Annotated in this window: 12 protein-coding genes and 1 pseudogene; 2 read left to right on the plus strand and 11 right to left on the minus strand. The window is 72.1% G+C overall.

Annotated features, from left to right (window positions below):
* Positions 1 to 18: 18 nt before the first annotated feature.
* The 10 genes from metX to ccmA are packed head-to-tail and all read right to left on the minus strand — an operon-like array spanning position 19 to position 7749.
* Positions 19 to 1131 carry a homoserine O-acetyltransferase MetX gene (metX, locus tag C6N40_RS13170; protein ID WP_106991490.1) on the minus strand — a complete coding sequence of 371 codons (1113 nt, stop codon included), beginning with the start codon at positions 1129 to 1131 and terminating at the stop codon, positions 19 to 21.
* Complete coding sequence (locus tag C6N40_RS13175) at positions 1128 to 2114, minus strand: tetratricopeptide repeat protein (protein WP_162782231.1); 987 nt, start codon at positions 2112 to 2114, stop codon at positions 1128 to 1130. Before C6N40_RS13175 ends, metX begins: the two co-directional genes overlap by 4 nt.
* Positions 2115 to 2125: 11 nt before the next feature.
* Positions 2126 to 2554, minus strand: coding sequence for a cytochrome c-type biogenesis protein (locus C6N40_RS13180; RefSeq protein ID WP_106991492.1), 429 nt, complete (start codon positions 2552 to 2554; stop codon positions 2126 to 2128).
* On the minus strand, positions 2551 to 3084 hold the full coding sequence (locus C6N40_RS13185; RefSeq protein WP_106991493.1) for a DsbE family thiol:disulfide interchange protein: 534 nt from the start codon (positions 3082 to 3084) through the stop codon (positions 2551 to 2553). The genes C6N40_RS13180 and C6N40_RS13185 overlap by 4 nt, the downstream gene beginning before the upstream one ends.
* On the minus strand, positions 3081 to 5018 hold the full coding sequence (locus tag C6N40_RS13190) for a heme lyase CcmF/NrfE family subunit (protein WP_106991494.1): 1938 nt from the start codon (positions 5016 to 5018) through the stop codon (positions 3081 to 3083). Before C6N40_RS13190 ends, C6N40_RS13185 begins: the two co-directional genes overlap by 4 nt.
* The gene (gene ccmE / locus C6N40_RS13195) at positions 5019 to 5495 is read right to left on the minus strand and encodes a cytochrome c maturation protein CcmE (RefSeq protein WP_106991502.1); all 477 of its coding nucleotides are present in this window, start codon (positions 5493 to 5495) and stop codon (positions 5019 to 5021) included.
* Positions 5495 to 5656 carry a heme exporter protein CcmD gene (ccmD, locus tag C6N40_RS13200; RefSeq protein WP_106991495.1) on the minus strand — a complete coding sequence of 54 codons (162 nt, stop codon included), beginning with the start codon at positions 5654 to 5656 and terminating at the stop codon, positions 5495 to 5497. Before ccmD ends, ccmE begins: the two co-directional genes overlap by 1 nt.
* Positions 5653 to 6405, minus strand: a complete 753-nt coding sequence (locus C6N40_RS13205) for a heme ABC transporter permease (RefSeq protein WP_106991496.1) — start codon at positions 6403 to 6405, stop codon at positions 5653 to 5655. The genes ccmD and C6N40_RS13205 overlap by 4 nt, the downstream gene beginning before the upstream one ends.
* Positions 6406 to 6415: 10 nt before the next feature.
* Positions 6416 to 7099 (minus strand): heme exporter protein CcmB, encoded by a 684-nt coding sequence (gene ccmB, locus C6N40_RS13210; protein ID WP_106991497.1) that lies wholly within the window; start codon positions 7097 to 7099, stop codon positions 6416 to 6418.
* On the minus strand, positions 7096 to 7749 hold the full coding sequence (gene ccmA, locus C6N40_RS13215; RefSeq protein ID WP_106991498.1) for a heme ABC exporter ATP-binding protein CcmA: 654 nt from the start codon (positions 7747 to 7749) through the stop codon (positions 7096 to 7098). The genes ccmB and ccmA overlap by 4 nt, the downstream gene beginning before the upstream one ends.
* 98 nt (positions 7750 to 7847) lie before the next feature.
* On the opposite strand from ccmA, the gene C6N40_RS13220 reads away from it, so the two are divergent.
* Together C6N40_RS13220 and C6N40_RS13225 are read left to right on the plus strand one after the other, a co-directional pair.
* Positions 7848 to 8996, plus strand: coding sequence for a pyridoxal phosphate-dependent aminotransferase (locus tag C6N40_RS13220; protein ID WP_106991499.1), 1149 nt, complete (start codon positions 7848 to 7850; stop codon positions 8994 to 8996).
* Positions 8997 to 9000: 4 nt separating this feature from the next.
* A complete protein-coding gene (locus C6N40_RS13225; protein ID WP_106991500.1) occupies positions 9001 to 9792 on the plus strand; it encodes an amidohydrolase in 792 nt (263 codons plus the stop codon).
* A gap of 2 nt (positions 9793 to 9794) precedes the next feature.
* Here the strand turns inward: C6N40_RS13225 and C6N40_RS14160 are convergent.
* Positions 9795 to 10247, minus strand: a pseudogene (locus C6N40_RS14160) (pseudouridine synthase); the annotation flags it as partial.

The raw sequence follows: 10247 nt of genomic DNA on the forward strand, positions 1-10247 counted from the left end.
TTGGCCCGCCGGCGAGGCTCAGAGCTTGGCGAGGAAGCCGCCGATGGCGGGTCCGAAGCGGGCGATGTCCACCAGGAAGGCGTCGTGGCCCTGCGGTGATTCCAGCGCGAGGAATTCGGAATTGGCGCCACCGGCGCGCAGGCCCTCGGCGACCTGCTCCTGTTGCTGCAGCGGGAACAGGATGTCGGTGTGCACGCCGATGCTCAGCGCGCGCTCGAGCCGGATCGAGGCCAGCGCCTTCATCAGGTCGCCGCCGGCGTATTCGGCCACGTCGAACCAGTCCATCGACCGGCTCAGGTAGAGGTAGCAGTTGGGGTCGAAGGTGCGCACGAAGCGGCGCGCGTGGCCCTCGAGGTAGCGCTCGACCTCGAACTCCAGGCCGAAGGGGTCGTCCTCGCGGCATTCGCTGTCGAGCCGCACGCGGCCGAAGCGGCCGTCCCACTCGATCGCCGAGCGGTAGGTCACCACGCCGAGCTTGCGGGCGATGCGCATGCCGTTCTCGGGGTAGGCGTGGTCGTCGTACAGGCCCTGGTTCCAGTTCGGGTCGAGCCGGATCGCCTCGCGCTGCAGCGAGCGGATGGCGATCGAGAACGGCAGCGCCTGCGGTGCGCCCGACACCTGGATATGGCTGCGCGCCAGCCCCGGGTGCAGCAGCAGGAAGGCCAGCGCGCCCATGCCGCCCATGGAATTGCCGATCACGCAGGCCAGGCGTTCGATGCCGAGCTCGCGCAGCACCTCGCGCGCGGCGCGGGCGCCGTCCTCGATCGACAGGTCGGGGAAATCGAGCCGGTAGGCGCGGCCGGTGTCGGGGTTGACCGAGGCCGCGCCGGTGCTGCCCTTGCAGCTGCCCAGTGGGTTGACGCAGACGACGAACCAGCGGTTGGTGTCGATGGGCTTGCCGGGCCCCAGCATCGCCTCCCACCAGCCCGGCTCCGGGTTGCTGGCGTTGGCCGCGGCATGGGCGTTGGGCGACAGCCCGGGCAGGATCAGGATGGCGTTGTCGCCCGAGGGCGACAGCTCGCCCCAGGTTTCGTAGGCGAGCACGGCGCCGGACAGGCTGCCGCCGCGCTTGAAGTGGAAGGGCGAGGGGAGCCGGGCGAAACGGGTGCCCGGCGGGATGGTTTCGGTCATTGCACCACTTTAGCAACCACCAGCGTCGCGGTGGCGCCGTCGGCGACATCGAGTTCGATCGCCTCGGCCTCGAGGTCGCCCGGGGCCGCGCCGGCGTCGCCGGACTTGGACACCCGCGCCAGCAGGCGCACGCGCGCCTGCCCGGAGAGCTTCTGGGCCGGCATCAGGCCGTCGGCATCCGACAGCGTGAGCTCCAGCGGGAAGCCGCTGGCCGGCAGGCGCCTGACCGCCACCGGCAGGCCGCCCTCGAGGGTGCGGGCGAAGACGTAGAGCGTGTCGCCCTCGGCGAGCTGGCCGGCCACGGCCGGGTCGAGCCGGACGGTGACCCGCAGGGTCGGGCCGGCCGTCGCCTCCGGGGCCGGCGCCAGCGGCTCGAGGCCGGCCAGCGCGCGGGCCTGGTCGATCTGCGGCCGCAGCGCGGCGGCGGTGCTGGCCTCGACCACCGGCAGCAGGCGCTCCCACAGCGCCGCGGCTTCGGCCGGGTTGCCCGACTGCAGATGGTGGGCGCCGAGGTAGAACAGGCCGCGCTGGTGCGTGGGGCGGATCTGCACGGCGCGCTCGAGCAGGGCCACGGCCGTGGCCGGGTAGCGGCCGTCGCCGGCGGCGCGCAGCTGCGCGTCGGCCAGTTCGACCATCAGGTCGGGCTCGTCGGGCAGCAGCGCCTGGGCGCGGCCGAAGGCCTCGACCGCGTCGGCCCAGCGCTCCTGCGCGGCGCGGCTGCGGGCCAGCAGCACCCAGCCCTCGACGCTGCCGGGCTCCTCGGCCAGGCGCCGTTCCAGCTGCACGATGGCTTCGTCGAGCGTCGTCGGCGTTTTGACCATGGCCGGGTCGAGCGCGTCGGGCGTGCCCAGCAGGGCGTAAAGGCCGAGCGTGCCCGGGCCCAGCACGAGCGCCACCGCCAGCGCGACCAGGGGCGCCGCCTTCCACAGCGGCCGCAGCACGATGGCCAGCACCACGGCCAGCAGGCCGACAGAGGCAATCACCAAACCGGACATCACCACTCCTGGCCGTCGTCGGCCGGCGCCGCCACCGGCGCCTTGCCCGCGCGCCGGCGCACGACCACCACCACCGCGGCGGCGCCGCCGAGCAGGATCAGCGCCGGGCCGAACCACAGCGGCCAGGTGGCCGGCTTCACCGGCGGGTTGTAGAGAACGAACTCACCGTAGCGCGCGACCAGGTAATCCTTGATCTCGCGGTCGGACTTGCCCTCGCGCATCAGCTCCAGCACCTGGGCGCGCAGGTCGGCGGCGATCTGGGCGTTGGAGTCGGCCAGCGACTGGTTCTGGCACATCACGCAGCGCAGCTCGGCGCTCAGCGACCGGAAGCGCGCTTCCTCGGCGGCGTCGCGGAACTCGATCGGCTCGAACGCGGCGGCGACCGAGGCGAACAGCAGCAGGCAGGCGGCCAGCAGCCAGGTCTTCATTCCAGCGTCTCCAGCAGCGGCAGCAGTTGCTGCTGCACGACCTCGTCGGTGACCGGGCCGACGAACTTCCAGCGCACCATGCCCTGCGCATCGACCAGGAAGGTCTCGGGCGCGCCGTAGATGCCCCAGTCGAGCGCCGCGCGGCCCTCGACGTCGGCGATGACCAGGTCGTAGGGGTTGCCGAACTGCGCCAGCCAGCGGAAGGCGTCCTCCGGCTCGTCCTTGTAGTCGTAGCCGACCACCCGGATGCGGCCCGATTCGGCCAGCCGGGTGATCACCGGGTGCTCGTCGCGGCAGGCCGGGCACCAGCTGCCCCAGACGTTGAGCAGGTAGGGCGCGCCGAGCAGGTCGGCCTTGCGGATGATCCGGTCGGGCTCGCCCAGCACCGGCAGCGCGAAATCCGGCGCCGGCTTGCCCAGCAGCGGCGAGGGCAGGATGCTGGTGTCCTTGCCCGAGTTCATCATCACGCCCACGCCGAGCAGCAGGGCCAGCAGGGCGAAGGCCAGCAGCGGCAGCAGGCGCTTGATCATGCGCCGGCCCCCGCGGCCACCGGCCGGCGGAAGCGCCGGTCGAGCGTGACGATGAAGGCGCCGGCCGCCATGAACAGCGAGCCGAGCCAGATCAGCCGGATCCAGGGTTTGACGTACAGGCGCAGCGCCCAGCCGCCGGTCTGGTCGGTGGGCTCGCCCAGGGCCACGTACAGGTCGCGGCTGAGGCCGCCGTCGAGCGCGGCCTCGGTCATCACCTGGCCGCCGGCCAGGTAGGCGCGCTTTTCCGGGTGCATCACCGCGATCTCGCGGCCGTCGCGGCTCACCACCACGGTGCCGTGGTCGGCGACGAAGTTGGGGCCCTGACGCTTTTCCACGCCGCGGAACGCGAAGTCATAGCCACGCAGTTCGAACACCTGGCCCGGCCGGGCCGCCACGTCGCGCTCGATGCTGGTCGACTCGGTGATGAACACACCGGCCACGAAGATGCCGATGCCGGCGTGCGCCAGCAGCATGCCGGTCATCTCGGCGGTGAAGCGCGTGCCCCTGGAACTGGACTTCAGGCGCTGCCAGGCGAAGCGGGCCGTGCCGGCCACCACCCAGGTGGCGCCGAGCAGGCCGAACGCGGTCTTGGCGGTGCCGTGCGGCCAGGCGAAGAAGGCCAGCACGCCGACCAGCACCGCCAGCGCCGCCCAGGGCGCCAGCCAGCGCAGCGGCTGCGAGAGGTCCTCGCGCTGCCAGCGGCTGAGCGGCCCGAACGGCACCAGGGCCACCAGCGGCGCCATCAGCAGCACGAACAGCAGGCCGAAGTAGGGCGGACCCACCGAGATCTTGCCCAGGTCGAGCGCCTCGGCCAGCAGCGGGTAGAGCGTGCCGAGCAGGATCATCGCCGCCGAGGCGGTGAGCAGCAGGTTGTTGGCGAGCAGGAAGGTCTCGCGCGAGGCGGCGGCGAAGGGCTTGCCGGTTTCCTCACGCGGCGCCCGCACTGCGTACAGCAGCAGCGAACCGCCGATCACGATGGCCAGGAACACCAGGATGAACATGCCGCGCTCGGGATCCGAGGCGAAGGCATGCACGCTGGTGAGCACGCCCGAGCGGACCAGGAAGGTGCCCAGCAGCGACAGCGAGAAGGCGGCGATGGCCAGCAGCAGGGTCCAGCCGCGGAAGCTGCCGCGCTTTTCCGTCACGGCCTGCGAATGCAGCAGCGCGGCGCCGACCAGCCAGGGCATGAAGCTGGCGTTCTCCACCGGGTCCCAGAACCACCAGCCGCCCCAGCCGAGCTCGTAGTAGGCCCAGAAGCTGCCCAGCGCGATGCCCAGGGTCAGGAAGGCCCAGGCCACGTTGGTCCACGGCCGGCTCCAGCGCACCCACTGCGCATCGACCTTGCCGTCGATCAGCGCCGCCACCGCGAAGGCGAAGGCCACCGCGAAGCCCACGTAGCCCATGTACAGCAGGGGCGGGTGGAAGATCATGCCCGGGTCCTGCAGCAGCGGGTTCATGTCGCGGCCTTCCACGGCCGCCGGCAGCAGGCGCTCGAAGGGGTTGGAGGTGAACAGGGTGAAGGCCAGGAAGCCCAGCGCGACCATGCCCATCACCGCCAGCACGCGCGAAACCACCGTCGCCGGCAGCGCCTTGGAGAACACGCCGACCGCGGCGATCCAGGCGCACAGGATCAGCACCCACAGCAGCAGCGAGCCCTCGTGCGCGCCCCAGACCGCGGTGAACTGGTAGGCCACCGGCAGCAGCGTGTTCGAATTCTGGGCCACGTAGGCCACCGAGAAGTCGTGCTGCAGGAAGGCCCAGGTGAGCAGGGCGTAGGAGACCGAGACCGCCAGCAGCAGCGCGTACGACAGCGGCCGGGCGGTGGCCATCCAGGCCGCGTTGCCGCGGTGCGCGCCGACCAGCGGCAGCACCGACAGCAGCAGCGAGAGCATCAGCGCCAGCGCGAGGCTGGCCAGTCCGAACTCGGGAAGCACTCAGTAGCCTCCCTCGGAATCGTCGCCGGACTTGCCGGTCTCGACCTTGTGCTTCTCGTGCGCCTTGCCCATGGCCTCGGCCACCTCGCGCGGCATGTACTGCTCGTCGTGCTTGGCCAGCACCTGGGTGGCGTGGAACTCGTCGCCGACGCGGCGGCCGGTGGCGATGACGGCCTGGTTCTCGCGGAACAGGTCGGGGAGGATGCCCTCGTAGCGCGCGGTCATCACCGCGTCGCCGTCAGTCACGCCGAAGCTGACCTTGAGCGTGCCTTCCTCGCGCAGCAGGCTGTCCTTGGCGACCATGCCGCCGAGCCGGAACACGGCCTGGTCGGCCGCCTCGCCGGCGTAGACCTCGCTGGGCGTGTACAGGTAGGTGATGTTCTCGCGCAGGGCCAGGGTGACCAGGCCGGCGGCCACCGCCGAGGCGGCGACCAGGCCCAGCACCAGCCAGAGGCGACGCTTGCGGGTGGGATGCATCATGCGGGCTTGTCCTGCTGGTTGCGTGCGGCCTCGCGGCGGGCGCGCAGGGCGATGGCGCGGCGGGTGCGGCCGATGCGCAGGCGCGGGGCCAGGAAGTCCCAGGCCAGGTAGGCCGCGAAAACGGCGTAGGCGCCGACGACGTACTCGATGTAGCTCATCGGGCATCCTCCGCGGCGGCGGCGCGGGCCCAGTCCTTGCCGGCCTCGCGCTCGAGGTTGTCGGCGCGGGCGCGCTGGAGCAGCGAACCGACGAACCAGAACTTGGTCGCGAACACCATCACCCACAGCGGCCAGGCCATCGAGGCGTCCATGGTCGATTCGCCGAAGAGCTTGATCGTCGCGCCCTGGTGCAGCGAGTTCCACCACTCCACCGAGTAGCGGATGATCGGCAGCAGCACCACGCCGACGATCGAGAGGAAGCCGGCGGCGCGGGCCGCGGCACGGCGGTCCTCGATGGCCGAATACAGGCCGATCACGCCCAGGTACATGAACAGCAGCACCAGTTCCGAGGTCAGGCGCGGATCCCAGTCCCACCAGGTGCCCCACATCGGCTTGCCCCAGATCGAACCGGTGGCCAGGGTGACGAAGGTGAACCAGGCGCCGACGGGCGCGCAGGCCATGGCCAGGATCTCGGCCAGCTTGATGTGCCAGACCAGCGCGATGGTGGCGTAGAAGGCCATCAGCGCGTAGACGAACAGGCTCATCCAGGCGGCCGGCACGTGGATGTAGAGGATGCGGAAGCTGTCGCCCTGCTGGTAGTCGGGCGGCACCATGAACAGCGCGCCGTACAGCCCGATGGCCATGCCCAGCAGGCCCAGGCCGAAGCCCCAGGGGGTCCAGCGCGCGGCGAAGCGGTCGAAGGTGGGGGGTGATCCGAGTTGGTGGAACCAGAGCAGGACAGGATTCACGGCGGCGTTTTCAGGTCAGGGCGATTCGGATCGCCGCGGCGGCGGCGAGCGGGGCAAGCACCAGGCACAGGACCAGGCCGGCGGCCAGCAGCAGCAGCGCTCCGGCCCAGGGCAGCCCTTGGGCGGCGGCCATCACGCTTCCGGCGCCGAACACCAGCACGGGCAGGAAAAGCGGCAGCGCCAGCAGGGCCAGCAGCATACCAGAGCGTCGTATGCCGACCGTGAGCGCCGCCACCACTGCGCCGAGCAGGCTCAGCAGCGGCGTTCCCAGCAACAGCGAGACCAGCAGCAGCGGCAGGAGTTCCCCCGGCAGGAACAGCAGTTCGGCCAGCAGCGGCACCAGCAGCACCAGCGGCAGGGCCGAGGTGGCCCAGTGCACGGCGACGCGCACGGCGACCAGCCAGGCCAGCGGCACCGGCGCGAGCAGCATCTGCTCGAGGCTGCCGTCCTCGAGGTCGCCGCGGTAGAGCGTGTCGAGCGTGAGCAGCCCCGCGAGCAGCACCGCCACCCAGAGCACGCCCGGGGCGATGCGCGCCAGCTGGGCCGGCTCCGAGCCCACCGCCAGCGGGAACAGGGCCACCACCATCAGCGCGAACAGCAGCGGCTGGGCGGCGTCGCCGCGCCGGCGCCAGACCAGGCGCAGGTCGCGCCGGGCCTGGGCGCGGGCCACCGCCCACAGCGAGGGCGCGCTCATGCCGGCCTCCGGGCGGGGGCGAGTTCGAGCGTGCGCACCGGCACCGGCGGCGCGGCGTAGGCGCCATGGGTGGTCAGCAGCACCGCGCCGCCTTCGGCGACGTGGTCCTGGATCAGCCGGTTCACCAGGGCGATGCCCTCGAGGTCGAGGTTGGCGTAGGGCTCGTCGAGCAGCCACAGCGGCGCGCGCTGCAGGCCCAGCCGGGCCAGGCCCAGGCGCTTGTTCTGGCCGGCGGAAAGGCGCCGGGCCGGGGTGTCCTCGTAGCCGGCGAGCCCGACCCGGGCCAGGGCCGCGGCCAGGTCCAGGCCGGCCGGCGCACCGGCGAGGGCGCGGGCGAACTCCAGGTTCTCCAGCGTCGACAGTTCGGCCTTGTGGCCGGGCAGGTGGCCCAGGTAGGCGCTGCCGCGGGCGAGATGGTCGCGATCGACCGGCTGGCCGGCCAGGTGGACCTCGCCGGCGCCGGCCGCCAGCAGGCCGGCGAGCACGCGCAGCAGGGTGGTCTTGCCGGCGCCGTTGCCGCCGAGCACCAGCAGGGCCTGTCCGCGCCCGAGCTCGAAGTCGAGCGGGCCGAACACGGGCTCCTCGTTGCGCGAGAAACACAGCCCGCGGGCTTGCAGCAGCGGCTCGTCGGCGGGCAGGGAAGCATCCATTGCGCGGCGATTCTACCGGCAGCCCCGCGGGCGCGGCCATGACCACGGTCAAGCCCCCGTTTTTTGCATAATCGCCGTTCGCCGACACAGGAACCGAGATGAACCCCGAGACCAAGCTCCCCAAGGTGGGCACCACCATCTTCACCGTGATGTCCCAGCTGGCGCTCGAACACCGGGCCGTGAACCTCGGCCAGGGCTTCCCCGACTTCGCGGTGCCGGGGCGGCTGGTGGACGAGCTGGCACGGGCCATGGCCGAGGGCCGTAACCAGTACGCGCCGATGACCGGCATCCCGGCCCTGCGCCAGGCCATCGCCGCCAAGTCGGAGCGCTGCTACGGCCGCAAGGTCGACGCCGACGCCGAAGTGACGGTGACCAGCGGCGCCAGCGAGGCGATCTTCGATGCCGTGCACGCCGTGGTGCGGGCGGGCGAAGAAGTGATCGTGCTCGACCCCTGCTACGACTGCTACGAGCCGGCGATCGAGCTGGCCGGCGCCCGCGCCGTGCACGTGCCGCTCGACCCGGTCGACTTCTCGGTGGACTGGCAGCGGGTGAAGGACGCGATCAGCCCGCGCACGCGCATGCTGATGATCAACAGCCCGCACAACCCCTCGGGCGCGATGCTCTCGCCCGACGACATGGCCGCGCTGGCCGGGCTGCTGCGCGGCACCGGCATCGTGCTGCTCTCGGACGAGGTCTACGAGCACATCGTCTTCGACGGCGCCCGGCACGAAAGCGTGCTGCGCTACCCGGAACTGGCCGAACGCGCCTTCGTGGTTTCGAGCTTCGGCAAGACCTACCACTGCACCGGCTGGAAGGTGGGCTACGTGGTGGCGCCGCCCGCGCTCAGCGCCGAGTTCCGCAAGGTGCACCAGTACAACACCTTCTGCACCTTCGCCCCGGCGCAGTTCGCGTTCGCGGCCATGATCGAGCACGAGCCGGAGCACTACGAGCAGCTCGGCGCCTTCTACCAGGCCAAGCGCGACCGCTTCCGCCGGCAGCTGCTGGGCACCAGGCTCAGGCCGCTGCCGGTGCCTGGCGGCTATTTCCAGCTGGTCGACTATTCGGCCGTCAGCGACCTGCCCGACACGGAGTTCTGCCGCTGGCTGACGATCGAAAAGGGCGTGGCGTCGATCCCGCTGTCGCCTTTCTACGAAACGCCGCCCGCGGGCCAGCGCCTGGCGCGGCTGTGCTTCGCCAAGGAAGAGGCCACGCTGGATGCGGCGATTTCGCGGCTGGAGGCGCTCTGAGCCCATGCGCGACCTTCGCGTCTCATTGGTGCAGGGCGACACCCGCTGGCACGACCCGGCTGGCAACCGCGACTACTACGCCGGGCTCGTCGCGCCCCTGGCCGGCCAGACCGACCTGGTTCTGCTGCCCGAGACCTTCACCTCGGGCTTCAGCAACGAGGCCCTGGCCAGCGCCGAAACCATGGACGGCCCCACCGTGGCCTGGCTGCGCGAACAGGCCGCGCGCCTGGGCGCGGTGGTCACCGGCAGCGTGCAGGTCCGCGAGGGCGAGGGCGTCTACAACCGCATGCTCTGGGCCACGCCCGAGGGCGGCCTGCGCTGGTACGACAAGCGCCACCTGTTCCGCATGGCGCGCGAGCACGAGCGCTATGCGGCGGGCAGGGATGCGATCACGGTGGAGCTGGCGGGTTGGCGGATCCGGCCGCTGGTCTGCTACGACCTGCGCTTCCCGGTCTTCATCCGCAACCGCTTCGAAGCCGGGCGCTTCGACTACGACCTGCTGCTGTTCGTGGCCAACTGGCCAGCCGCGCGCCGGCACGCCTGGCGCACCCTGCTGCGGGCGCGGGCGATCGAGAACCTGGCCTACGTGGCCGGCGTGAACCGGGTGGGCACCGACGGCAACGGCTTCGCCTACAGCGGCGACAGCGCCGCGCTGGATTTCCTGGGAATGGACCTGGCCGACCTCGACGACCAGGCGCAGGTGCGCACCGTGGTGCTGTCGGCCGAGGCCCTGGCCGGGCATCGCGAGCGTTTCCCGGCCCAGCTCGACGCGGACCGGTTCACGCTGCTCGACTGAACTCAGTCGTCCGAGGGCAGGCCTTCCGGACGACGCGGCTTGAAGCCGCGGTTGCCGCCGCCGGGACGCGGGCCACCGACGCCGGGGCGGGCACCGCCACCGCCACCGGGACGACCCGCGCCACCGCCGCCACCGGCCTTGCGCGGACCGCCGCCGCCGGGCTTCTTCGGGCCGCCGTAGGGGCTGGGGCCACGCGCGCCGGCACCGGCCGCGCCCGCCGGCTTGTTGCCATAGGGGCGCGGCGGCTTGGCGCCGCGCGGGGCGCGCGGCGGGGCGACCTTGGAGCCGGTTTCCACGCCCTCGGGCACGTACCAGCTGCGGAAGGCGGCCGGGTTGTGGTCGTGGCCGTGGGTGGGCTGGGCGTCGCCGCGCGGACCGCGGGGCTTGCCGCCCGGGCCGCGCTTGCCGCCGCCGGGACGCCCGGCGTCGGCGCGGTTGCCGAAGTTGTCGTCGCG

The sequence above is a fragment of the Arenimonas caeni genome (assembly GCF_003024235.1).
GTDB lineage: Bacteria > Pseudomonadota > Gammaproteobacteria > Xanthomonadales > Xanthomonadaceae > Arenimonas > Arenimonas caeni.